The following is a 23,802-nucleotide window of genomic DNA, read 5'->3' on the forward strand; positions in this document are numbered from 1 at the left end:
CCCTGCCGCCGGTCACGCTGGACCGCATGCCCCACCCGCATCCGCTCCACGCCGACGTCGACGTGCCCTGCCTCTGCTGCGGCACCGTGCAGCGCTTCCGGTTCGCCTCGTCGTCCGACCAGGTCGTGTGCGGCCACTGCCGATCGCACCTCGGCCCCGAACGGGCGGAGCAGCGCGACCGCGAGCACATCGCGCTGTGGCGCGGCATCCTCGAGGCGCACGACCGCGAGGCCGCCGCGGCGTCGTCGGCCGCGGCGGAGGCCGCTTCGGAGGCGGCCGCGCTCGTGGCCCGGCTCAGCGCGGAGCGCGACCAGCTGCGCGCGGGCGCCATCGACTCCGCGAGCGAGGTCGGGGCGGCGCTCCAGGACCAGCTTCGCGACGACCGCGTGCGTCGCGCCGAGCGCGCGACCCAGCTGACTGCGAAGCGCGTCGACACCGCGATGGTCGCGCTCTGGCGCCTGCAGGCGTTCCACCACCCCGACCCTCGGAAGCCGGGATCGTGCGTGTGCGGTCGCACCCTGCCGACCTGCGGCGAGAGCCGGATCCTCGAGGGCGTGCGCCAGGAGATGCTCGACTGGGAGCGCCGCAACCTCGAACTGCTCCGGGCAGGGAAGCGGCACGGGCTGCCGCCGGAGCATCCCGACGTCGCCGCAGCCGGCCCCGCGGGCGGTCGCTGAGCGCGCCCGCGCGCGATCGCCCCTCGGATGGGACTCAGCTCGCCGCGGCGGCCGCGCCCTCGCCGACCCACGCGACGGCGTCGTCGAGGTGCGAGAGCGGGAACGCCCTGAACTGCCCCGGCACGAGCCCGCCGAAGGCGACGGCGATGCCGATGAGCACGTCGCGGTCGGTCACGAGAGCCGCGCGGTCCCACAGCGACAGCGGTCGGCCGACGAGCTTCGCGTCCTCCACCATCGCGCCGAGCGAGTAGTGGTCGAACTCGTCGCCGAGCACGATCACGAAATCGAGCTTTCCCGTCCGCTCGATCGCGTGGTCCATCGCCGGGTCGAGCACCTCGCGGTAGTCGGCGGCGGTCACCGTGCCGACGGCGCGGAAGCCGATCACGCCCTCGGGCAGGCCGTCGAGCATCTCGATCATCGGGTCCCCCTTCTCCCGGCGCCAGTCTCGCAGCCGCTCGGGGCGGATGTCACGGCGCGGGCGTCAGGCGCGCGGAGCGCCGGCGGGCACGCGCAGCCCGTCGAGCGCGACGGCCACGACGTCGTCGGCCAGCCGCGCGGCATCCTCGCGGCCACCGGGCCGGTACCACTCGACGATCGAGTTGATCATGCCGAACAGCAGTCGCTCCACGATGCGCACGTCGATGTCGGAGCGCAGCGATCCCTCGGCCTGCGCCTCCGCGACGAGCGCGGTGACCCGCTTGTCGAACGCGCGCCGCCGCGCGAGCGCCCGCCGCTCGACCTCGGTGTTCCCGCGAACGCGCAGCAGCAGCGTCACGTAGGGCAGCTGGTCGACGAGCACGCGCACCGCGCCGCGCAGCACGGCGTCGAGCCGGTCGGCGGCGCTGCCGCCCGCCGCCTCGGTGCCGTCGAGCACGCCCTCGAGCGAGCCCAGCGCCTGATCGAGTGCACGGTCGAGGATCTCGTCCTTCGAGGTGAAGTGGTGGTAGATCGCCGACTTCGAGAGCCCGAGGCGGTCGGCGAGCACGCCCATCGAGGTCGCGTCGTAGCCGTACTCGTTGAAGGCGGCGACGGCGACCTCGAGGATGCCCTGCTGGTCGTACCCGGGGCGTCCCCGTCGGAGCGTGGTGTTCGGTGACATCCGCTTCAGTCTCGCATCCCCGCCCGCCCACGCCGCGAAAGGACGCGATTCGGCGTCGGGAGTGGCGCCCGACCGCCCATTCGCGTCCAAAGCGCGACGCCGGCGACGCCGGAGCGCATCAGCGCGGCTCGCGGAGGTCGTAGACGCGCTTGTACTTGCCCTCGCTGCGGGGCAGCGTGCCCGGCTCCTCGAGCCGAACGGTCACCGACGAGCCGATGAACTCCTTGATCCGCCCGGCGAGCACGACCGTCGCCGCCCGGCACGCCTCGACCTCGAGGTCGGGGTGGCGCTCGATGCGGACCGTCAGGTCGTCCATGTGCCCCGTGCGCGTGAGCTCGAGGATGAAGTGCGGCGTCAGGTGCTCGATGCCGAGCACGAGCTCCTCGATCTGCGTCGGGAAGAGGTTCACGCCGCGCAGGATGATCATGTCGTCGTTGCGGCCGGTGATCTTCTCCATGCGGCGCATGCCGGGGCGCGCCGTGCCCGGCAGCAGGCGGGTCAGGTCGCGGGTGCGGTAGCGGATGACCGGGAAGGCCTCCTTCGTCAGCGACGTGAAGACGAGCTCGCCCTTCTCGCCGTCGGGTAGCGGCTCGCCGGTCTCGCCGTCGATGACCTCGGGCAGGAAGTGGTCCTCCCAGACGTGCGGGCCGTCCTTCGTCTCGATGCACTCGTTCGCGACGCCGGGGCCCATGACCTCGCTGAGGCCGAAGATGTCGACCGCGTCGATCCCCATGCGCTCCTCGATGCGACGGCGCATCTCGTTCGTCCACGGCTCGGCGCCCAGGATCGCGACCTTGAGCGAGGTCGAGCGCGGGTCGATCCCGGCCTCCTCCATCGCGTCGGCGATCGTCAGCAGGTAGCTCGGCGTGCACATGATGGCGTCGGGCTCGAAGTCGCGGATGAGCTGCACCTGGCGCGCGGTCTGACCGCCCGACATCGGGATGACGGTCGCCCCGAGCTTCTCGATGCCGGCGTGCGCGCCGAGGCCGCCCGTGAAGAGGCCGTAGCCGTAGGCGTTGTGGACCTTCATGCCGGGGCGCACGCCGGAGGCGCGCAGGCAGCGGGCGACGAGCGTCGCCCAGCGGTCGAGGTCGTCGTGCGTGTAGCCGACGACGGTGGGCCGGCCGGTCGTGCCGGAGGAGGCGTGGATGCGGGCGACCTGCTCCATCGGCACGGCGAACATGCCGAACGGGTAGGTCTGCCGCAGGTCGTCCTTCGTCGTGAAGGGGAGCTTCGCGACATCCGCCAGGGTCTGGATGTCGTCGGGGTGCACGCCGTGCTCGTCGAACTTGCGGCGGTACAGCGGCACGTTCTCGTACGCGTGGCGCACGGTCCACTGCAGCCGCTCGAGCTGGAGGGCCTCGATCTCGGCGCGCGACATGCGCTCCTCGGGATCGAGCTCGTCGGGTGAGGCGGGCACGAGGCCGGACACGGTGGGCCGGATCTCGTCGGTGCTGTGCGGAAGGGTCGTCGTCGACACGGTGGCTCCCGGGGATCAGATGGTGCGGTTGGTGGAGATCGAACGGCCGCGGAACTCGGCGACGGCGTCGCCCTGCTCGTCGACGACCGTCACGTCGTAGAGGCCGGTGCGGCCGCTGCGGGCGCGTCGCACCGCGGTGGCGGTGAGCGTCTGCCCGGCGACGGTGGACTTCAGGAAGGTGATGTCGGCGCCCGCGGCGACGGTGACCCGGTGGTCCTCGTTGCAGGCGATCGCGAAGGCCGTGTCGGCCAGCGTGAAGACGAGCCCGCCGTGGGTGATGGCGAACCCGTTGGTCATGTCCTCCCGCACGCGCATCGAGACGACCGCGTGGCCGGGGTCGTCGCGTTCGACGACCATGCCGAGCATGGCCGAGGCGAGGTCGCGCTGCATCATCTCGCGGTTGAGGCGATCGGATGCCGCGGCATCCGCCGGCTCGTCGGCCGGCCGGTCGGCGCCCTGGCGTTCGGTCGCGACATCCGTCATGCGCTGCTCCTCATCGAGTGCGGGGGAGTCGCCGGCGGCCCTGATTGCCCCGGCGCAGAACCTCAGCATATACTAACTGAACGATCGGTTGGTAAGTGGTCCGACACCGCACCCACCGGTCCCGAGAGCATTGGAGTCGACGATGACCGCACCGGCCGACCTGACCGTGGTCGAGAACCAGGAAGCGCAGGCGCGCTTCGACGACCTCATCGCGCAGGACTCGCGCATCGAACCGCGCGACTGGATGCCCGACGCCTACCGCAAGACGCTGATCCGGCAGATCAGCCAGCACGCGCATTCCGAGATCATCGGCATGCAGCCCGAGTCGAACTGGATCTCGCGGGCGCCGAGCCTCAAGCGCAAGGCGATCCTCATGGCCAAGGTGCAGGACGAAGCCGGCCACGGCCTCTACCTCTACTCGGCCGCGCAGACGCTCGGCATCGGGCGCGAGGAGATGATGCAGCAGCTCATCGAGGGCCGCGCGCGCTACTCCTCGATCTTCAACTACACGACCCCGACGTGGGCCGACATGGGCGCCATCGGCTGGCTCGTCGACGGCGCCGCGATCTGCAACCAGGTGCCGCTGTGCCGTGCGTCGTACGGGCCCTACGGCCGTGCGATGGTGCGCATCTGCAAGGAGGAGTCCTTCCACCAGCGGCAGGGCTTCGAGATCCTGCTCGAGCTCATGCAGGGCACCGAGGAGCAGCGACGGATGGCGCAGGACGCCGTGGACCGCTGGTACTGGCCGAGCCTCATGATGTTCGGCCCGCCCGACGACGAGTCGCCGAACTCGGCGCAGTCGATGGCGTGGAACATCAAGCGGTTCTCGAACGACGACCTGCGCCAGCGCTTCGTCGGCATGCTCGTGCCGCAGGCCGAGGTGCTCGGCGTGTCGCTGCCCGACCCGAACCTGACGTGGAACGAGGAGCGCCAGGCGTACGACATGAGCGAGATCGACTGGGACGAGTTCCACGAGGTGCTCGCCGGCCGCGGACCGGCGAACGCCGAGCGGCTCCGCCGCCGCCGCGAGGCCCACGAGGACGGCGCGTGGGTCCGCGAGGCCGCCGCCGAGTACGCCCGCAAGCAGGCCGCGAAGGCGGCGACCGCCGCCTGACGGGCGGCACCACCACCGGACCCACGGCCCGCGACGGAGCGGACCGAGACGAGGAGACGAGATGAGCACCCCCGGCGAGACCGGCACCGAGGCCTGGCCCCTGTGGGAGGTCTTCGTGCGCGCCAACCGCGGCCTGAGCCACGTGCACGTGGGCTCGCTGCACGCACCCGACGCCGACATGGCCGTGCGCAACGCCCGCGACCTGTACACCCGACGCAACGAGGGCGTGTCGATCTGGGTCGTGCCCGCCGACGCCGTGACGACGAGCGACCCCGACGCCAAGGGCGCGTTCTTCGAGAGCCCCGCGGGCAAGAACTACCGCCACGCGGTCTACTACACGAAGTCCGAAGGGGTGAAGCACCTGTGAGCGGCGAGACGCACGGCGGCGACCTCGACCCGCACGGCGACGTCACGGTCGACCGCGTCGCGCTCGCCGAGGAGCTCGCCGGCGAGGCGGCGGGCGCCGGCCACGCGGCATCCGCCGACGTCGCGGCGTACGCGCTCGGCCTCGGCGACGACGCGCTCGTGCTCGCGCAGCGCCTCGGCGACTGGATCACGCGCGCGCCCGAACTCGAGGAGGACGTCGCGCTCGGCAACATCGCGCTCGACCTGCTCGGCCACGCGCGCTCGCTGCTGCACTACGCCGGAACGCACGACGGCCGCAGCGAGGACGACCTCGCGTACTTCCGCGACGAGCCCGAGTTCCGCAACGCCTGGCTGTTCGAGCAGCCCAACGGCGACTTCGCGCACACCATCGCCCGCCAGCTCGTCGCGTCCACCTACCTCGTCGAGCTCTACCGGCGCCTCGAGGCGTCGACGGACGCCACGCTCGCCGCGATCGCGGCGAAGGCGTCGAAGGAGGTCGACTACCACCGAGACCACGCGATCCAGTGGACCCTCCGGCTCGCGGGCGGCACCGACGAGTCGCGCCGCCGCATGATCCGCGCCGTCGAGCAGACCTGGCCCTACGTCGAGGAGCTGTTCCGCGACGACGCCGTGGTCGTGCGGCTCGCCGAGGAGGGCGTGGCGCCGCTGCCGTCGTCGCTCCGTGAGCCCTTCGACGCCGTGATCGACGCCGTGTTCGCCGAGGCGGAGCTCGCACGCCCCGAGGGCCGGCTCGCGTTCACCGTCGACGGCCGCGGTCGCGCGGGGAAGCACACCGAGCACCTCGGACCGCTGCTCGCCGAGATGCAGGTGCTCGCACGCGTGCACCCGGGGGCGTCGTGGTGACCGCGGCCGAGGCACGGCCCGGCGGCGACCTGCGCCCCGACGTCGTCGTCGTCGAGACGGACGCCGAGGCATCCGTCGCCCGACCGGTGCCGAAGGACGCCGCGTCGCGCGCCGCGTGGGACGTCGCCGCGACCGTGACCGATCCCGAGGTGCCGGTGCTCACCATCGAGGACCTGGGCGTGCTGCGCTCGGTCGCCGTCGACGACGGCGGCGTCGTGCACGTCGAGCTCACGCCGACCTACAGCGGATGCCCCGCGATGGACGCGATACGCGACGACGTCGTGCTCGCGCTCACGCACGCGGGCTACGACGAGGTCGACGTGCGCATGGTGCTCGCGCCTGCGTGGACCACCGACTGGATGAGCGAAGCGGGCAAGGACAAGCTCCGGAAGTACGGCATCCAGGCGCCGTCTGGTCGCGCGCCCGTGCGCGACGCCGGGCCGATCCGCCTGCAGATGGCGGTCAAGTGCCCGCGCTGCGACTCGCTCAACACCCGAGAACTCGCCCGCTTCGGCTCGACGTCGTGCAAGGCCCTCTACGAGTGCCGCGACTGCCTCGAGCCCTTCGACTACTTCAAGGTGCTCTGATGGCCGCGATCAACCTGGGCTCCACGGGAGCCCCCACCCGCGACGTCGCGGGCACGCTGACGACGGATGCCGCGATCGCCGACGCGTTCCTCCAGAGCGCGGTCGGCGGCGACACCGCCCCCAAGCGCCGCCGGGCGCGGTTCCACTCGCTCGAGGTCGCCGAGGTGCGTCCGCTGACGGACGACTCGGTCGAGGTCACCTTCGCGGTGCCCGACGAGCTCGCCGACGACTACGCCTACCTGCCCGGGCAGTACGTCGCGCTGCGGCGCGACTTCGACGGGCACGAGCTGCGCCGGTCGTACTCGATCTGCCGTCCGCCGGTGCGCGGCAGCGTGTCGGTCGCGATCAAGCGCGACCTCGGCGGCCGGTTCTCGACGTGGGCGAACAGCGAGCTCGCCGCGGGCGACTGCATCGACGTGATGAGCCCGCAGGGCACGTTCACCTCGGGCCTCGACTCGCTCGACGGCAAGCACGTCGTCGGCATCGCCGCGGGTTCGGGCATCACGCCGCTCATGGCGCTCGCGCACACCGTGCTCGCCCGTTCCGACGACGCGCGCTTCACGCTCGTCTACACGAACCGGTCGACGCGCGACGTGATGTTCCTCGAGGAGCTCGCCGAGCTGAAGGACCGCTACCCGGCCCGACTCGCGCTGCACCACGTGCTCTCGCGCGAGCAGCGCACCGCGCCGCTCCTCTCGGGCCGCATCGACGCCGAGAAGCTCGAGCGAATGCTCGACGCGCTCATCCCGCCGTCGACGGTCGACGAGTGGTTCCTGTGCGGGCCGTTCGAGCTCGTGCAGCTCGCGCGCGACACGCTCGAGGCCCGAGACGTGCCCGTCGGACGGGTCAGGTACGAGCTCTTCACGACCGACGCCGACCGGGCGACCGAGCCGCGGCACGGCCGCCCGGTCACGGTCGAGCGCGGCGAGCCGACCGTGGCGATCGAGTTCACGCTCGACGGGCTCTCGTCGAGCGTCGACAGCCCGGTCGGCGCCAACGAGTCGATCCTCAACGCGGCGCTCCGCGTGCGCTCGGACGTGCCGTTCGCGTGCGCGGGCGGCGTGTGCGGCACCTGCCGCGCGCGGGTCGTCGACGGCAGCGTGAACATGACCGAGAACTACGCCCTCGAGCCCGAGGAACTCGAGCGCGGATACGTGCTCACCTGCCAGTCGCACGCGACATCCGACCGCGTCGTGGTCGACTACGACGTGTAGCGCCACTCGCGCCACCGCACCCATCCGCACCCACCCACGCGTTCGGAGGGTCACTTTGCGTCATCCGTCGCGCATCGAGCCCGGCGGGATGTCGCGAGATGACCCCCTCGGCGGAGAGAGGAACACCATGATCGAGCTCGAGATCCACGACGGCGTGGCCGAGATCACCCTGAACGCGCCCGCGAAGCTCAACGCGCTCGGCGAGGCGGCGCTCGCCGAACTCGGCGAGGCGTACGACCAGGCCGAGTTCACGGGCGTGCGAGCCCTCGTGCTGCGCGGAGAGGGCCGGGCCTTCTGCGCCGGACGCGACATCGCGGGCGTCGACCCGCGCGACGACGACGTGCAGGGCTACCTCGGCGGCCGGGTCGAGCCGCTGCTGAAGCGCATGGCGCGCTTCCCGGCGCCGACGTTCGCCGTCGCACACGGCGCGTGCCTCGGCGTCGGCCTCGGCCTCCTCATCGCGAGCGACATCGTGTACGTGGCCGACACGGCGAAGATCGGCTCGCCGTTCAAGAACCTCGGTGCCACGCTCGACTCCGGTGGACATGCGCTCTTCGTCGAACGCCTCGGCGCACACCGCACGATGGACCTCATCGTCACCGGTCGGCTGATGTCGGGCGCCGAGGCGGTCGCCGCGGGCCTGTTCTCGCAGGCCTTCCCCGCCGACGAGGTGCTCGAGGCGACCCGCGCCGCGGCGCGGGAGGCGGCATCCGGCCCGACGCAGGCCTTCGTCGCCTCGAAGCGGCTCGTCGCCGACCTGCGCGACCACCGGCACGGGCTCTGGGCGTCGATGTCCGACGAGAACCGCGCCCAGGCGGCGCTGTGCGACACCGACGACTACCGCGAGGGATTCGCCGCGTTCCAGGAGAAGCGCACCCCGCAGTTCACGGGTCGCGGGTGAGGCGGCGCCCGCTGCGCGCTCAGGCCGCGGCGGGCGCGAGCTCGGCGATCGCCGACGCCGTCCACCTCGGCCGCGCCCCCGTGAGCGCGGCGAGGTACCGTCCGATGACCGCGGGCGGCCAGCCCCTCGACTCGGCGAGACCGGTCGCCATCGTCGCCAGGTAGGCGGCGGACGGCGCGGCGACGTCGCGATCGTGATCGCGATCGGCGGCGAGGGTGACCAGGGGGATGCCACGGCGCACGCCGACCCGGACCAGGGTGCGGTATCGGCCCGGCCCCAGGTGCAGGCGACCCGTGGCCGGGTGGATTCGGCGGAGGTCGAGGGCGGCCTCGACGGGCGTCCGGGTCTCCTGCGCGACCACGTCGGCGAGCTGGCCCACGGTGAGCAGGTACGCGCGCCCGGCCACGCTTCCGCGGGCGTGCGGGTCGTACGTCGCCATCCCGCCGCCCCACACGCGCGAGCGACCGCCGAAGTACACCGCGCCCGGGATCTCGACGGGCGCGTCCTCGGCGGGCGCGCGGCGATCGCGGCAGCCGACGTAGGTGCGCGCGCCGCCCGCCGGCTGCCCGCCCGCGACGTAGCAGCGGAAGCGCGCGGAGGACAGGTTCGACCCGTAGGCGACGTACCAGACGCGATCCACGGTCCCTCCCCGGCACGGGCGGTGCCTCGGCCCCTCATTGTGCGCGGCTCGGCCCGACGCCGCAAGGCGCGCTCGCGCGCTCAGCGCGCCGTGCGGTCGTCGCGGTCGCGCTCGTGCTCGGCGATGTCGCGGCCGAGGTCGTCGCGGATGAGGAGGTCGTGACGCAGCGCGTCGGAGCGGTACGACGCACGGCCGAGCATGTGCGCGGTCATCGGCTGCGTGAGGAGCTGGAACGTCATGATGAGCACGACGGTCGACACGACGCCCCAGCTCGGCACGCGCAGCACGATCGCGAGCAGCACGACCGCGAGGCCGAGCACCTGCGGTTTCGTCGCGGCGTGCAGGCGGCTCAGGACGTCGGGGAATCGCAGCGCGCCGACGCCCGCCGCCATCGACAGGAAGCCGCTGAGGAGGATGAGGGCGCCCACGCCCAGCTCGACGGGATTCACGAGTGGTCCTCCTTCCCGATGAACCGGGCGATCGCGATCGAGCCGACGATGGCGAAGAGCGCGAGGACGAGCAGCACCACCAGGGTGTCGGTGTGCCGGTTGACCGCCATCTCGGCGGCGAGTCCGCACATCGCGATCGCGAGCAGCACGTCGGTCGCGAGCGCGCGGTCGAGCATGGTCGGGCCTCGGATGATCCGCACCAGCGCGGCGATCGCGCCGACGCCGAACATGACCCCGGCGGCGATGCCCATCACGGCGAGCGCGCTCATGCGTCATCCCTCCGGTCGGGCAGTTCGACGGGCTCGGTCTCCGACGACGGCCGGCCCTGCCGCTTCCGCTGGCGTCTGGCTTCGCGAACGGCCTCGGCCTGCTCGTGCGTGCCGATCGCGAGCACGATCCGCTCCTCGGTGGCGAGCACGTGCGCACGGGCCTTGTCGAGGTCGGCCTCGGTGCGGGTGCCGAACGCGTGCAGGTACAGCAGGCCGCGCTCGCGGTCGATGTCGACGACGACCGTCCCTGGGACGACCGTGATGGCCTCGGCCGTCAGGGTGGTCACCAGGTCGGACCGCGTGAGCAGCTGCACGGCGATGATCGCGTTCATCGGCCGCCAGCCGGGCCAGACGGCCCGAGCGGCGACCTGGATCGAGGCGACCGCGACGTCGTAGATCATCACGAGGCCGAGCAGCAGGCCGCGCCAGGGGTTGAACCGGCCGCTGAGCAGCACCGGGGGCAGGTAGAGCGCGCGCGTCACCACGATGGCGAGGATCACGCCGGTGGTCACGGTCAGCACGTCGACGTGGTCCCACAGGAACACCCAGAGCGCGACGAGCGCGGCGAGCAGCGGCAGCTGCCGCCATACCACCTGCCACCGGCTGAGGTCCTCGGGTCGCCTCGGCGGCGTCGGGGTGCCCGTGGTCGCCGGGTCGGTCGCGCCCGGCCCGCGCGCGGCATCCGTCATCGCACACCCTCCGGGAAGACGATCGACACGTACACGCTGGCGTCGCGCAGGTTCTCGGCGGCTCGGCCGGACAGCTCGAACAGCGGCCCCGCGAACACGGTGAGCGCGAGGGTCAGGGCGACGAGCGCCGCCGTGGCCGCGAGCATGAGCACGGGGGTCGTGCGCGTGGCGACGACCGTCGCGCCCGCGGGGGCCTCCTGCACCGAGTCGATGATCCGCGAGCGGTAGCCCTCGAGCTCGGACTTCGGACGCCAGAACGCGAGGTTCCAGAACCGTGCGAGCGCGTAGAGCGTGACGAGCGAGGTCGCGGCGCCGATCGCGACGACCGTCCAGATGAGCCAGTCGGGCCCGGGGGTCGAGGTGCCGAGCGTCTCGGTCGCGGGAGTGCCGCCCGCGGCATCCGCACCGGCGGTGAAGAGGCCGACCTTGCCGAGGAAGCCCGAGAACGGGGGGATGCCGCCGAGGTTCATGGCCGGCACGAAGAACAGGACGGCGAGCATCGGCGACGCGCGACGCAGGCCGCCGAGGCGGGTGATCGACGTCGAGCCGCCGAACCGCTCGATGAGTCCGGTCGTGAGGAAGAGCGTCGTCTGCACGCTGATGTGGTGGATGACGTAGTAGATCGTCGCCGCGAGCCCGACGATGCTCGCGAGCCCGATGCCGAAGATCATGTAGCCGATGTGGCTCACCAGCGTGAACGAGAGCAGTCGCTTGATGTCGGCCTGCGTGAGCGCGCCGAGGATGCCGACCGCGAGCGTCAGCCCGCCGATCACCAGGAACAGCGTCGACAGGTCGGACTCGGGGAAGAGGACCGTCTCGGTGCGGATGAGCGCGTACACGCCGACCTTCGTGAGCAGGCCCGCGAATACCGCCGTGACCGGTGCGGGCGCGGTCGGGTACGAGTCGGGCAGCCAGAACGACAGCGGGAAGACGGCGGCCTTGATGCCGAACGCGATGAGCAGGAGCAGGTGGAGGATCAGCTGGACGTCCTGCGGCAGCTCGGCCAGGCGCAGCGACAGCTGCGCGATGTTCGCCGTGCCGGTCGCGCCGTAGACGAGCGCGATCGCGCTGAGGAAGAAGAGCGACGAGACGAGGCTCACGATGATGTACGTGACGCCCGCGCGGATGCGCTCGCCCGTGCCGCCGAGCGTCAGCAGCACGTAGCTCGCGGACAGCAGGATCTCGAAGCCGACGTAGAGGTTGAACAGGTCGCCCGCGACGAACGCGTTGAAGACCCCCGCCGACAGGATCAGGTACGTCGGGTGGAAGATCGAGACCGGCGTCTCGCGGTGCTGGTCGGCGATGCCCTGGCCCACGGCGTAGACCAGGACGCCGAGGAGCATCAACGCCGAGATGATGATCATGATCGCCGACAGCCGGTCGACCACGAGCACGATGCCGAACGGCGGCGGCCAGGCGCCGACCGCCACGGCGATGCCCGAGCCCGACGCGTCGACCTGGGCGAGGAGCACCGCGGCGATCGCCGCGACGGCCGCGAGCACCAGGGTGCTCACCGCCATCTGGGCGCGCTGGCGCCGGCCGAGCATGAGCGTCACTGCGGCGCCGAGGAGCGGCAGCAGCACCATCAGGGGTACGAGTGCGTCGGTCATCCGCGTCCCCCGTCCTCGTCGCTCGCCTCGAGCACGGCCTGCACCGCGCGGTCGTCCTCCTCGGAGCTGCGGTAGAGGTCGGCGGTCTCCTCGGCGTCCTCGGCCATCTCGTCCTCGTCGACGATGAGGTCGCCGCGCTCGCCGAGCTGCGCGAGCCACCAGCTGCGGTAGATCAGCGCGAGCATGAACGCGGTGATGCCGAGGTTGATCACGATCGCGGTGAGCACGAACGCCTGCGGGAGCGGGTCGGAGATCGCGTCCGGGTCGACGCCATCGCCGAGGATCGGGGCGAGTCCGGGCGTGCCCGCCATGATGAACATGAACAGGTTCACACCGTTGCCGACGAGCAGGAACCCGATCAGCACCCGGGTGAGGCTCCGCTCGAGCATGACGGTGATGCCGGTGCCGAAGAGCACGGCGGCCACGATGACGAGCGTCAGCGATGCGGTCATGCGCGCACCTCCGCCGGGTCGGCCGGGACGGCGTCGGGGCCGGCCTCGTCGAGCTGCCGGTCGATCTCGGCGCCGAGCGTCCTGAGGATGTCGAGGACCAGCCCGACCACGACCAGGTAGACGCCGATGTCGAAGAGCGTCGACGTCCCGATCGAGAGCGTGCCGAGCACCGGCACCTCGGTCTCGAACCAGCTCGACTCGAACACGGTCAGGCCGAAGACGAGCGAGGATGCCGCGGTGCCGGCCGCGACGAGGAGCCCCGAGCCGAGCAGTACGCCCGCATCCACCGGGGCGGCCTCGCCGAGCTCGTACCGCCCGCCGGCGAGGTAGCGCGCGACGAGCGCGAGCCCGGCGACGAGCCCGCCGGCGAACCCGCCGCCGGGGGCGTTGTGGCCGACGAACAGGAGGAAGACCGAGACGACGATCGCCGGGTGGAAGAGGAGGCGGACGAGCACCTCGATGAGGATCGAGCGGTTCCGCGGCGAGATCGTCCGGCCGGCGAGGAGCCACGTCTGCCGGGTCGCCGCCGCCTCCGCCGCGGCGTCCGTCTCGTCCTCGACGTCGGCGAGGCGGCGGCGGGCCGCCCGCATGCTGTCGGCCGGCTCGGGCAGCGGTCGCAGCCTGCGGCGCCGGTCGACGTCCTCGAGGCGGGGCGCGCCGCCCTGCCGGCCCGAGACGAAGATGAGGCTCGCGACGCCGGTCGCCACCGCGACGAGCACCGAGATCTCGCCGAGCGTGTCCCACGCCCGGATGTCGACGAGCAGCGCGTTCACGAGGTTCTTCGCGTGCGCCTCCTCCGCCAGCGGGGGGAGCCCGCCGGCGATCGACGGCTCCATGCGCGCACCGAGCGCGACGACGCCGACGACGGCCATGACGATGCCGGCGAGCGCACCGAGCACGATGCGCAGCGGTGCCCGCACGACCGCCCGGCGCCCGGTCACCCGGCGCGGGAGGCGGCGGAGCACGAGGACCACGACGACGATCGTGATCGTCTCGACGAGCGCCTGCGTGAGTGCGAGGTCGGGGGCGCCGGCCATGCCGAAGACCAGCACCATGCCGAAGCCGGTCGAGCCCACGAGGAGCACGGCCGTCAGGCGCTGGCGCACGACCACGGCGGCCGAGGCGGCGATGATCATCGCGAGCCCGACGAGGGGCTGCGCCCAGCCGTCGGCGAGGCGCACCCCGTCGGGCCACGTGCCGTTCAGGGCGGCCGCGCCGCCGAGGCCGAGGATGAACACGGCGACGATGACCGCCAGGTAGCCGGGCAGGCCGCCCGACTGGATCAGCGTCGTCACGCGTGCGGCGCCGCGGTCGACGGCGCCGACGATGCGGAGGTATCCCCGCTCGGCGTCGACCGTGTCCGGCATGGCGGCCTGCGCGTGCGCGACGGCCTCGCGCTTCCAGACGAGCAGCGTGCCGACGCCGAACACGAGTGCCGACATCGCGAGCGCCGGCTCGAGTCCGTGCCAGAGCCCGAGGTGGTAGTCGGTGGGCCCCGGCAGCGCCGTCGCGTAGGCGTCGAGGAGCGGCTCGACGAGCGGCAGGGCGAACGCGGTCGCGAGCGAGGTCGCGGCGAGGACGCCGGGCGCGAACGACATCATCGCGGGCTCGTGATGGAGCGGCGTCGGCTCGGCGTCGCGCCTCGATCCGAACGCGCCCCACACGAAGCGCGCGCTGTACGCGAACGTCAGCATCGAGCCGAGCACGGCCGCGATGAGCGCGACCCACGCCCAGGCCGCCTCCGGCCCGCCGGCCGCGCCGGCCTCGAGCTGCGCCGTGAAGACGGCCTCCTTCGCGACGAAGCCGAGCAGGGGCGGGAGACCGGCCATCGACGCCGCGGCGAGCGTGGCGAAGGCGGCGAGCCACGGCATCCGTCGCGCGAGGCCCGACAGCCTGCGCTTGTCGCGCGTGCCGGCGGCGTGGTCGACGATGCCGACCGTCAGGAACAGTGCGGCCTTGAACAGGGCGTGCGCGAGCAGCAGGGCGGTGCCCGCGAGCGCCGCGTCGCGCGTGCCCTGGCCGACGACGAGGATCAGGAAGCCGAGCTGGCTGACGGTGCCGTAGGCGAGCACCAGCTTGAGGTCGTTCTGCCGGAGCGCGCGCCATCCGCCGACGAGCATCGTGAACCCGCCGATGCCGATGACGATCGGATGCCACACCGCGAGCCCGGCGTACCCCGGCGCGAGCACCGCGACGAGGTACACGCCGGCCTTCACCATCGCCGCGGCATGGAGGTAGGCCGAGACCGGGGTCGGCGCCGCCATCGCGGCGGGCAGCCAGAAGTGGAACGGCACGAGCGCGCTCTTCGAGATCGCGCCGACGAGCACGAGCGCGATGGCGACCTCGGCCGCCGCGCCCGTGACCGGGTCGGCGACCAGCTCGGCGAGCGAGGTCGTGCCGCCCGAGACCGTGAGCACGACCAGGCCGACGAGCATCGCGAGGCCGCCGAAGGTCGTGACCGTGAGTGCCTGCAGTGCTGCGCCCCGCGCCTCGCGCTTGGCCGCGTCGTGCCCGATCAGCAGGTAGGAGAGCACGCTCGTGGCCTCCCAGAAGGTGAACAGCACGAACACGTCGTCGGAGGTGACGAGACCCAGCATGACGCCCGCGAAGCCGAGCAGGAGGGCCGCGAAGCGGCCGAGCGACGGTTCGTCGTCGCGGAAGTACCAGGTGCAGTAGAGCAGCACGAGCGCGCCGATGCCCGTGACGATCAGCGCGAGCAGGAGCGAGAGCGGGTCGAGCCGGAACGAGAGCGCGATGTCGAGCGCCCGGATCCACTCGATGCGCTCGGTCACGACCTCGCCGCCGGCGACGGCTGGCACGTACGTCAGCAGCCAGGCGAACACGATCGCCGGGACGATCGCGATGACCGGGAAGACGCGTCGGCCCATCACCCCTGCGGCGAACGGCGTGACGAGGGCCACGGCGGCGAACGCCACCAGGGAGAGGATCATCCGTGCTCCCCCCGAGTGCGTTCCGACCGTCCGACCAGTCTAGGCGAGGCCCGGAGCCGGGGTCCGGCGCGTCGTCGCGCGAGACCGGTCGAGCGGATGCCCCGCCACGGCAGGGCTGCGAGGATGGGCGCATGCCGATCCTCATCGATCCGATCGACCTCGCGGCCCGGCTGCGCGCCGACCGCGACGCGCCCCCCGAGGCGCCCCGCACGCGCGTGCTCGACGTCCGATGGACGCTCGCCGAGCCGGACGGCAGCGGCGCATACCGCTCGGGGCATGTTCCCGGTGCGGTGTACGTCGACCTCGACACGGAACTCGCCGATCACTCGGCGACGGGCGAGGGGCGGCATCCGCTGCCGTCGGAGGCGGCGTTCCAGCGCGCCATGCGACGGTGGGGGCTGCACGACGGCGACACCGCGGTCGTCGTCGACGACGCGGCCGGGATGTCGTCGGCGCGGGCCTGGTGGCTCCTCCGGCACGCGGGCTTCGACGACGCCCGCATCCTCGACGGTGGCCTGGCCGCCTGGCGTGCCGCGGGACTGCCGATCGAGCAGGGCGACGTCACGCCGGAGCCCGGCGACGCGACCGCGCGGTTCGGCGCGATGCCGGTGATCGACCTCGACGAGGCCGACGCGCTCGGCGTCGCCGAGGGCGGCGTGCTGCTCGACGCGCGCGCCGGCGAGCGCTACCGCGGCGAGGTCGAGCCCATCGACCCGAGGGCAGGGCACATCCCGGGGGCCGTGTCGGCACCCGCGGCCGACAACCTCGACGGCGATGGGCGGTTCCTTCCGGCCGGGGCACTGCGCGCGCGCTTCGCCGCGCTCGGGGTCGACGGGAAGCACCCGGTCGCCGCCTACTGCGGATCGGGCGTCAACGCGGCGCACGAGGTCGCCGCGCTCGCCGTCGCGGGGATCGACGCCGCGCTGTACCCGGGCTCGTTCAGCCAGTGGTCGAACCACCCGGAGCGTCCGGTGGCGACGGGGGCGGCGCGCGGCGGCGACGGGTAGGCCGATCGCCCTCTCGGGCTCGGGCCCGCGCCCGGGCTCGGGCCGCGACGTCGGGCTCGACTCCCGCGTCCCCCATGCGCGGAGTGCGAACCCCGTCTCGCGCATTCGTGAAGACTCAGGGAATCGAGACATCCGCCGTGCAGACTTGAGGTTCACGTCTGCCTTCGAACCCTGAATCGAGTACCCCTCCATGAACCGTGCCCTGCGTCGTGGCGCGCCCATCGCGCTCGCGTCCGTGACCGCCCTGCTCCTCGCCGGTTGCGCGGGCGGCGGCGAGACGCCCGAGCCCACGTCGACGGATGCCGCTGCGGCCTGCCTCGAGGTCGAGGCCGGCGAGCAGAGCGACGCCATCGAGGTCTCGGGTGACTTCGGCGCCACGCCGACCGCGACGTTCGACGCCCCGCTCGAGGCGGAGGAGCTGCAGCGCACGGTCGTCATCGAGGGCGACGGCGACACGACCGTCCCCGGCGACCAGGTGAGCGCCCAGGTCACTGCGTTCGCCGGCTCGACCGGCGAGCAGCTCTTCTCGCAGCCCGCCACGCTCGAGCTCATCGAGGGCACCCTGTACGACGGCTTCCGCGCCGGCGCCGACTGCGTGCCCGTCGGCTCGCGCGTCGTGACCGTCGCGCCCGCCGCGTCGATCTACGGCGACGAGGGCAACGAGGGCATCGGCGTCGCGCCGGGAGAGACGCTCGTCATCGTGACCGACGTGCAGGAGCTCGTCGAGCTGCCCGTCCCCGGCGAGTGGACCGAGGACGTCCCGACCGTCGAGTACGACGAGGACGGCGCCCCGACGGTGACGATCCCCGACGCCGAGCCGTCCGACGAGCTGCTCGTGAAGGTCCTCGAAGAGGGCGACGGCGAGGTCGTCACCGAGGACGACGTCGTGACCGTCGACTACCAGGGCGTCGTCTGGGAGACCGGCGAGGTGTTCGACCAGAGCTTCGGCAACACGCCGGTGCCGTTCTCGATCTCGGGTGTCATCCCCGGCTTCGGTGCGGCGCTCGTGGGCCAGCCCGTGGGCACGAAGCTGCTGGTCACCATCCCGCCGGCGCTCGGCTACGGCGAGGAGGAGTCCTCGAACGGACTCGGCGGCCAGACGCTCGTCTTCTACGTCGAGATCACGGAGACCCGCGCCGACGGCTGATCCGTCCCGCAGACGCCGCGCCCGCGGCATCCCCCATCGAGGGCGGATGCCGCGGGCGCGTCCGGTTTCGGCGGCCTCAGCGGGCCGGCAGCGAGGCGGCGCGGTGGGACGCCGCCTGCTCGAGTTCGGAGGCGATGATCGACGCGCTGTCGTACCCCGCGATCCGGCGGGCCATCTCGCGCGCGCGGTCGCGGAACGACGGCTCCGAGAGCAGCCGGTGGACCGCAGCCCCGACGGCCGCCGCGGTCGGCGAGCCGGTCCGCAGGGTCAGGCCGGTCCCCGACCACTGGATGCGCATCGCGACCTCGGGCTTGTCCTCGGTATCGCCCGCGGCGACGATCGGCACGCCGTGGCTCAAGGCGTACTGCGTCCCCCCGAAGCCCGCGTTCGTCACGAAGACGTCGGTCTTCGGCAGCAGCAGGTCGTAGGGCAGGAACTCCGCGGCGCGCGCGTTCGCGGGCAGGTCGCCGAGCTCGGCGACCGGACGGCCGCCCGTGGCGGCGACCACGAGCACGTCGCGGCCGGCGAGCGCGTCGAGGGTCGGGCGGAGGAGCCGGCCGAAGTCCGTGTTGTCGATCGTGCCCTGGCTGACGTGCACGACGGGGCGGTCGCCGTCGAGTTCGTGCCACCACCCGGGCAGCTCGCCGGTCGCCGGCGAGCCGGGCAGGACCGTGCCGACGAACCGCACGTTCGGGCTGAGGTCGCTGCGGGGGTACTCGAACTCCGCGGGCGAGAGCTGCAGGAAGCGGTCGCAGCGCTTGGTGAAGTCGAAGAGGAACTCGTCGAGTCCCGGTCGGCCGAGCTCGCGCACGGTGCGATCGGCGAGGGCCTGGGTCCTCCGGAACACGCCCTTCGCGACGAGCGCGTTGAGGGCGCGGTTCCGGAGGCGTCCGACGGCGTCGGAGCGCGGCGGGAGGCCGAGCCCGCTCGGCGCCGTGTCGGTGCTCCGGTGGGAGAGCGGGATGACGCCGACGGCGATGATCGGCGGGCGCGTGGCGGGGTCGTCGAGCAGCAGCGGGATGGCGCCAGTGAACGCGGCCTCGAGGAGGATCGCGTCGGGCGCGAGTTCCTCGACGAGCTCGGCGAGCGCACGGAACTGCTCCGACATGGGGAGCACGAAGATCCGCTGGACGTCGTACTCGAGCTTCGCGATGCCGCGGTGCCGGTCGCGGTCGGGCAGGTGATCCTGGATGGCCCGGTCGTCGAAGTCCGCGATGCCGGTGAGCGAGCGGTGGGAGGCGCCCGCGGCCTCGACCGCGGCGCGGAAGCGCGAGCCGGTGAGCACGGTGACGTCGTGGCCGCGCGCGACGAGGTCGCGGGCGATCTCGATGACGGGGGATGCGTGGCCCTGGATGGGGCTCGCGCAGAGCAGGTAGGTGGACATGCGGGCGACGCTACGGGCGTGCATACGTCCGGTGATCAGGGATATCCATGGATTCCCACAGGGTCCGCACCGAGTCTTGGGAATGCCCCGGTCAGCCCGGATGTTGTACCTGTATCCGGCACCCCTATGCCGGACGGAATGGAGGACGGAGTGGGCATCAGCTACGTCGAGTTCGAAGACGATGCCGGCATCCTGCGCCGCTACCGCAAGCACGTGAACGGTCGCGGCCTCGTGGCGACGACCGCGAAGGTGGATCCGACGGCGTTCGTCGACCCGACCGCATACGTCGATCCCGGCGCGGAGGTGCAGCGGGGCGCGACCCTGTCGCACGGCGCCTGGGTGGAACAGGACGCGATCGTCGCCGAGAACGCGACGATCGGCGTGAACGCGCGCGTCGGCCGCGGCGCCGTCGTCGGGCGCTTCGCCGTCGTCGGCCCGTACGCGGCCGTCGGTGCCGGAGCGCGAGTGCAGAACGGCGCTCGCGTGCCGCGCGAGGCGACCGTGCCCGATGGGTCTGAGCACCGCGCCTCCGGCGACGACCTGCGGCGTCTCGGCCTCGCGGCCTGAGCCGCGCACCGAGCAACGGATGCCCCGGGCACGCACCCGGGGCATCGTCATGTCCGGCGGGCGCAGCCGGGCCGCCCGAGGCGCGAATCGCACGCCCGACAGGTGACGCGACGCGCTCGTGCTGCGAGGATCGGGGCATGGCGAACGAACGCGAGCCCAGGCATCCGTCGACCGCCCCGGACTGGTGGAAGTCCGCCGTGGTCTACCAGGTGTATCCGCGCAGCTTCCAGGACTCCGACGGCGACGGCGTCGGCGACCTCCGCGGCATCATGCAGCGCCTCGACCACCTCGAACGCCTCGGCGTCGACGTGGTCTGGCTGTCGCCGATCCACCGGTCGCCCCAGGCCGACAACGGGTACGACATCAGCGACTACCGCGACATCGACCCGACCTTCGGGACGCTGGAGGACTTCGACGCGCTCGTCGCGGCGATGCACGAGCGCGGCATCCGACTCGTCATGGACCTCGTCGTCAACCACACGTCCGACGAGCACGCGTGGTTCGTCGAGTCGCGTTCGAGCCGCGAGAACCCGAAGCGCGACTGGTATTGGTGGCGGCCGCCGCGCGAGGGCACGCACGGGGGCGAGCCCGGCGCCGAGCCCACGAACTGGGAGTCCTTCTTCTCGGGCTCGACCTGGGAGTGGGACGAGGCGACCGGCGAGTACTACCTCCACCTGTTCGACGTGAAGCAGCCCGACCTGAACTGGGAGAACCCCGAGGTGCGGCACGCGGTGTACGAGATGATGCGCTGGTGGCTCGACCGCGGCGCCGACGGCTTCCGGATGGACGTGATCAACCTCATCTCGAAGCATCCGCACCTTCCCGACGGACCCGTGCGATCGGGTCGGCGGTACGGCGACGGCGGTGCGGCGTACACGAACGGCCCCCGCCTGCACGAGTTCATGCAGGAGATGCACCGCGAGGTGTTCGACGGGCGCGAGGGGCTCATCACGGTCGGCGAGACGCCCGGCGTGACGATCGACGAGGCGATCCTCTTCACCGACCCCGACCGGCGCGAGGTCGACATGGTGTTCCAGTTCGAGCACGTCGGCCTCGACCACGGCGCCACGAAGTTCCACCCGCGCCCGCTCGCGCCCGGCGAGCTCGCGGCCTCCCTTGCCAAGTGGCAGGAGGGCCTCGCCGATCGCGGCTGGAACAGCCTCTACCTCGAGAACCACGACCAGCCCCGGTCGGTGAGCCGCTTCGGCGATGCGGAGGAGCACTGGTACTCGTCGGCGACCGCGCTCGCGACCATGCTGCACCTGCAGCGCGGGACGCCCTACGTGTACCAGGGGCAGGAACTCGGGATGACGAACGCGCCGTTCGCGGCGCTCGACGAGTACCGCGACGTCGAGTCCCTGAACGCGTACGCCGAGGCCGTGGCCAGCGGCACGGCCGTCGCCGACGCGCTCGACGGGCTCAGCCTCATGAGCCGCGACCACGCGCGCACCCCGATGCAGTGGGACGCGACGCCGAACGCGGGCTTCACGACCGGGCTCCCATGGCTCGCGGTGAACCCGAACCACGCCACCGTCAACGCGGCCGCCCAGGTCGGCGACCCGGGCTCGGTGTTCGAGTACCACCGTCAGCTCATCGCGCTCCGACACGAACGACGCGTGGTCTCCCACGGGTCGTTCGAGCGGGTGGATGCCGGGCACCCGGCGATCTTCGCGTTCGAGCGCGTCCTCGGCGAGGATCGGCTGCTGGTCGTCGCGAACCTCTCCTCGGTCGAGCACGATCCGGCCTTCGACGAGGCGGTCGCCGGCCGGTGGCGGGAGTCGCTGCCCGTGCTCACGAACACGCTGCCCGACGCGCCCGGCGCGTTCGACGCCCCGCTCGCGCCGTGGGAGGCGCGGGTCACCGCGCTCGCGGGCTGAGCGCGCGCGCGAACGAGTGCGATCCCTGCGGTGGAGGACGCCGGAGCCGGCCCTCGAACGCGGGAATCGCACTCGAATCGTGTCGGGGACGGCGTCAGCCGCGGGGCGTGGGAGCCCCGCCGCCGCCCATGCCGCCGCCGGGGCCGCCCATGCCGGACACCTGCTCGCCGGCGACGGCCGAGCCGATTACCTGGCCGTTCGCCGTGACCGTGTAGGTCTCGCCGTTCACGAGGTCGGCGTTCGAGACCGCGAGCGAGGCGACGGTCTTCGTCGCGGTGTACGTCGTGACGACGGTGCCGTCGGAGGAGACGACCTGAAGCTCGGTGCCCGCGGCCACCTGCTGTGAGAGGGTGACGAGCACCGACGCCTGCGCGGCGTCCGCCGAGGGGGCGACCGCCATGCCCGACGAGCCGCCGGCGACGAGCGTGCCGCCAGTGATGTCGAAGCCGCCGTCGACGTCGAGCGCGCCGTCGCCGTTTCCGGTGGGGCCGTTGACGACCACGTCGCCGCCCGACATCGCGATGGTGCCGTTCGAGTCGAGTCCGTCGCCCTCGGCGTCGACGACGAGCTCGCCGCCCGAGATCTCGAGCGAGCTGCCGGCGTTGAGGCCGTCATCGGAGGCGGTGACCGAGATGCCGCCGCCGGCGATCACGATGGCGTCGGCCTCGAGGGCCTCGTACGACGTCGTCACGTCGAGCGAGCCGCCCGACACCGTCAGAGCGACCTCGGCGTGCACGCCGTCGTCGCCGGTCGCGAGCGTGATCGTGCCGCTCGCGAGGTGCGCGGTGTTGTCGGTGTGCACGGCGTCGTCGGCGGCGTCGACGGAGACCTCGCCGCCGTCGACGATGACCGAGACGGCGCCCTTGACGCCCTTGGTCGAGGTGTCCTCCGAGACGGAGGCGCCCGCGCCGCCGCCGGCGGTCACGTCGAGCGTGCCGCCCCAGATCACGACGTCGGTGGCCGCGTCGAGGCCGTCGCCGCCGGCGTCGATCGTGACGGTGCCGCCCGCGATCGCGATGTAGCCGCGGTCGGCCTCCTCGGCGTTGTCGGCCTTGAGGCCGTCGCCGCCGGCGGTCACAGTGACGGTGCCGCCCTCGATCACGACCTCGTCCTTGCCGCGGATGCCGTCGTCGACCGCCTCGACCGCGAGGTCGCCGCCCGAGATGAGCAGTCCGTCCTTCGAGGCGATGCCGTCGTTCGCGTTGCCCTGCACGGTGAGCGCGCCCGTGCCGGCGATCTCGAGGTCGGCCGAGCTGAACAGCGCGGCGTTGACGTCGGCGTCCTCGGCGTAGCCGGACGTGTCGGCGAGCGTGTTCTCGCTGCCGTCCGCGAGGACGACCTGCACGCGATCGGCGCTCGTGACGGCGAGGGCCGCCGTGGACTCGCTCGAGATGTCGACGCCGTCGAGGATGAGGCGCACGAGCCCGTCGTCGGCCGTGTCGACGACGACCTGGCCGGCCAGCTCACCGCTCAGGCGGTACGTGCCGGCGGCGGTGATCGTCACGGTGGCGCCGTCGACGCTCACGCCGGTCGCGTCGCCCGAGGCGTCGTCGACCGTCGCGGTTCCGCCGTCGAGCGAGATCGCGATCTCGTCCGCGGCGTCCCACGTGTCGTCGCCGTCCTCGCCCGGCGGTTCCTCGTTGGCCGCCATCGCCTCGGCGGCCGTCACGCCGGGATCGACGGATGCGGTGGCCGCGAGCGACACGGTCGAGTCGGCGCTCGCCGAGTCGTCGCTCGTGCTCGCGGCGGTCGTCGCCGTGCAGCCGGCGAAGACGAGCGTGCCGGCGAGCACGATCGGCGCGACGCGGGCGGCGGCGAGCCAGGGCCGGCGTGCCACACGGCGGGGGTCGTCGTCGGCGGCGGCGGGGCGGGGGAAGCGGAAGGGGGTCATGGCAGGTCCTTTCGTGGGGACGGTCGACAGTGGGATGGATCGGGAGTGGCGGGGCGGCGGCGCGTGGCGCCCCGGGCGGGCGGC

General features: G+C 72.7%; 24 protein-coding genes. 11 read left to right on the top strand and 13 right to left on the bottom strand.

Annotation, left to right across the window (positions count from 1 at the left end):
- Positions 1-26 precede the first annotated feature (26 nt).
- A complete protein-coding gene (locus ABME02_RS07950) occupies positions 27-677 on the top strand; it encodes a hypothetical protein (protein WP_353814742.1) in 651 nt (216 codons plus the stop codon).
- Positions 678-711: 34 nt separating this feature from the next.
- On the opposite strand, the gene ABME02_RS07955 is transcribed toward ABME02_RS07950, so the two are convergent.
- The 4 genes from ABME02_RS07955 to paaI form a co-directional block, all read right to left on the bottom strand.
- Positions 712-1,095 (bottom strand): SpoIIAA family protein, encoded by a 384-nt coding sequence (locus ABME02_RS07955; RefSeq protein WP_353814743.1) that lies wholly within the window; start codon positions 1,093-1,095, stop codon positions 712-714.
- Positions 1,096-1,158: 63 nt separating this feature from the next.
- A complete protein-coding gene (locus tag ABME02_RS07960) occupies positions 1,159-1,776 on the bottom strand; it encodes a TetR/AcrR family transcriptional regulator (RefSeq protein WP_353814744.1) in 618 nt (205 codons plus the stop codon).
- Positions 1,777-1,894: 118 nt separating this feature from the next.
- Positions 1,895-3,157, bottom strand: coding sequence for a phenylacetate--CoA ligase PaaK (gene paaK, locus ABME02_RS07965; protein ID WP_353814974.1), 1,263 nt, complete (start codon positions 3,155-3,157; stop codon positions 1,895-1,897).
- A 114-nt stretch (positions 3,158-3,271) separates the two neighbouring features.
- Positions 3,272-3,739 carry a hydroxyphenylacetyl-CoA thioesterase PaaI gene (paaI, locus tag ABME02_RS07970; protein WP_436408247.1) on the bottom strand — a complete coding sequence of 156 codons (468 nt, stop codon included), beginning with the start codon at positions 3,737-3,739 and terminating at the stop codon, positions 3,272-3,274.
- A gap of 142 nt (positions 3,740-3,881) precedes the next feature.
- Here paaI and paaA point away from each other — a divergent pair, with 142 nt between their 5' ends.
- The 6 genes from paaA to ABME02_RS08000 all read left to right on the top strand — a co-directional run bounded on the left by paaA (position 3,882) and on the right by ABME02_RS08000 (position 8,785).
- Entirely contained in the window at positions 3,882-4,853 is a 972-nt protein-coding gene (paaA, locus tag ABME02_RS07975; protein ID WP_353814745.1) for a 1,2-phenylacetyl-CoA epoxidase subunit PaaA, read from the top strand.
- A 61-nt stretch (positions 4,854-4,914) separates the two neighbouring features.
- Positions 4,915-5,220: a 1,2-phenylacetyl-CoA epoxidase subunit PaaB gene (paaB, locus tag ABME02_RS07980; protein ID WP_067948099.1), complete on the top strand. Its 306-nt coding sequence runs from the start codon at positions 4,915-4,917 to the stop codon at positions 5,218-5,220.
- Positions 5,217-6,083: a 1,2-phenylacetyl-CoA epoxidase subunit PaaC gene (gene paaC / locus ABME02_RS07985; RefSeq protein ID WP_353814747.1), complete on the top strand. Its 867-nt coding sequence runs from the start codon at positions 5,217-5,219 to the stop codon at positions 6,081-6,083. Before paaB ends, paaC begins: the two co-directional genes overlap by 4 nt.
- Before the next feature lie 86 nt (positions 6,084-6,169).
- Positions 6,170-6,670, top strand: a complete 501-nt coding sequence (gene paaD, locus ABME02_RS07990; protein WP_353814975.1) for a 1,2-phenylacetyl-CoA epoxidase subunit PaaD — start codon at positions 6,170-6,172, stop codon at positions 6,668-6,670.
- Positions 6,670-7,884, top strand: coding sequence for a 1,2-phenylacetyl-CoA epoxidase subunit PaaE (paaE, locus tag ABME02_RS07995; protein WP_353814748.1), 1,215 nt, complete (start codon positions 6,670-6,672; stop codon positions 7,882-7,884). Before paaD ends, paaE begins: the two co-directional genes overlap by 1 nt.
- Before the next feature lie 127 nt (positions 7,885-8,011).
- Positions 8,012-8,785, top strand: coding sequence for an enoyl-CoA hydratase/isomerase family protein (locus tag ABME02_RS08000; RefSeq protein WP_353814749.1), 774 nt, complete (start codon positions 8,012-8,014; stop codon positions 8,783-8,785).
- Positions 8,786-8,804: 19 nt separating this feature from the next.
- On the opposite strand, the gene ABME02_RS08005 is transcribed toward ABME02_RS08000, so the two are convergent.
- The 7 genes from ABME02_RS08005 to ABME02_RS08035 form a co-directional block, all read right to left on the bottom strand.
- Positions 8,805-9,425: a histone deacetylase gene (locus ABME02_RS08005; RefSeq protein WP_353814750.1), complete on the bottom strand. Its 621-nt coding sequence runs from the start codon at positions 9,423-9,425 to the stop codon at positions 8,805-8,807.
- Positions 9,426-9,505: 80 nt separating this feature from the next.
- Positions 9,506-9,874: a monovalent cation/H(+) antiporter subunit G gene (gene mnhG / locus ABME02_RS08010; protein WP_353814751.1), complete on the bottom strand. Its 369-nt coding sequence runs from the start codon at positions 9,872-9,874 to the stop codon at positions 9,506-9,508.
- On the bottom strand, positions 9,871-10,143 hold the full coding sequence (locus ABME02_RS08015; RefSeq protein WP_353814752.1) for an MrpF/PhaF family protein: 273 nt from the start codon (positions 10,141-10,143) through the stop codon (positions 9,871-9,873). The genes mnhG and ABME02_RS08015 overlap by 4 nt, the downstream gene beginning before the upstream one ends.
- The gene (locus ABME02_RS08020; protein ID WP_353814753.1) at positions 10,140-10,832 is read right to left on the bottom strand and encodes a Na+/H+ antiporter subunit E; all 693 of its coding nucleotides are present in this window, start codon (positions 10,830-10,832) and stop codon (positions 10,140-10,142) included. The genes ABME02_RS08015 and ABME02_RS08020 overlap by 4 nt, the downstream gene beginning before the upstream one ends.
- Positions 10,829-12,442 carry a Na+/H+ antiporter subunit D gene (locus tag ABME02_RS08025; protein WP_353814754.1) on the bottom strand — a complete coding sequence of 538 codons (1,614 nt, stop codon included), beginning with the start codon at positions 12,440-12,442 and terminating at the stop codon, positions 10,829-10,831. Before ABME02_RS08025 ends, ABME02_RS08020 begins: the two co-directional genes overlap by 4 nt.
- On the bottom strand, positions 12,439-12,894 hold the full coding sequence (locus ABME02_RS08030; RefSeq protein WP_353814755.1) for an NADH-quinone oxidoreductase subunit K: 456 nt from the start codon (positions 12,892-12,894) through the stop codon (positions 12,439-12,441). Before ABME02_RS08030 ends, ABME02_RS08025 begins: the two co-directional genes overlap by 4 nt.
- Positions 12,891-15,845, bottom strand: a complete 2,955-nt coding sequence (locus ABME02_RS08035) for a Na+/H+ antiporter subunit A (protein ID WP_353814756.1) — start codon at positions 15,843-15,845, stop codon at positions 12,891-12,893. Before ABME02_RS08035 ends, ABME02_RS08030 begins: the two co-directional genes overlap by 4 nt.
- Positions 15,846-15,976: 131 nt before the next feature.
- Here ABME02_RS08035 and ABME02_RS08040 point away from each other — a divergent pair, with 131 nt between their 5' ends.
- Both ABME02_RS08040 and ABME02_RS08045 read left to right on the top strand, forming a co-directional pair.
- The gene (locus tag ABME02_RS08040; RefSeq protein WP_353814757.1) at positions 15,977-16,852 is read left to right on the top strand and encodes a sulfurtransferase; all 876 of its coding nucleotides are present in this window, start codon (positions 15,977-15,979) and stop codon (positions 16,850-16,852) included.
- Between the two features lie 190 nt (positions 16,853-17,042).
- A complete protein-coding gene (locus tag ABME02_RS08045; RefSeq protein ID WP_353814758.1) occupies positions 17,043-17,999 on the top strand; it encodes an FKBP-type peptidyl-prolyl cis-trans isomerase in 957 nt (318 codons plus the stop codon).
- Between the two features lie 76 nt (positions 18,000-18,075).
- On the opposite strand, the gene ABME02_RS08050 is transcribed toward ABME02_RS08045, so the two are convergent.
- Positions 18,076-19,383, bottom strand: coding sequence for a glycosyltransferase (locus ABME02_RS08050; protein WP_353814759.1), 1,308 nt, complete (start codon positions 19,381-19,383; stop codon positions 18,076-18,078).
- A gap of 138 nt (positions 19,384-19,521) precedes the next feature.
- Here ABME02_RS08050 and ABME02_RS08055 point away from each other — a divergent pair, with 138 nt between their 5' ends.
- Complete coding sequence (locus ABME02_RS08055) at positions 19,522-19,950, top strand: transferase (RefSeq protein WP_353814760.1); 429 nt, start codon at positions 19,522-19,524, stop codon at positions 19,948-19,950.
- A gap of 137 nt (positions 19,951-20,087) precedes the next feature.
- Positions 20,088-21,827 carry a glycoside hydrolase family 13 protein gene (locus ABME02_RS08060; RefSeq protein WP_353814761.1) on the top strand — a complete coding sequence of 580 codons (1,740 nt, stop codon included), beginning with the start codon at positions 20,088-20,090 and terminating at the stop codon, positions 21,825-21,827.
- Positions 21,828-21,921: 94 nt separating this feature from the next.
- On the opposite strand, the gene ABME02_RS08065 is transcribed toward ABME02_RS08060, so the two are convergent.
- The gene (locus ABME02_RS08065) at positions 21,922-23,718 is read right to left on the bottom strand and encodes a carbohydrate-binding domain-containing protein (protein WP_353814762.1); all 1,797 of its coding nucleotides are present in this window, start codon (positions 23,716-23,718) and stop codon (positions 21,922-21,924) included.
- Positions 23,719-23,802: the final 84 nt, after the last annotated feature.

The sequence above is a fragment of the Agromyces zhanjiangensis genome (assembly GCF_040496055.1).
In the GTDB taxonomy this organism is placed as follows: domain Bacteria; phylum Actinomycetota; class Actinomycetes; order Actinomycetales; family Microbacteriaceae; genus Agromyces; species Agromyces zhanjiangensis.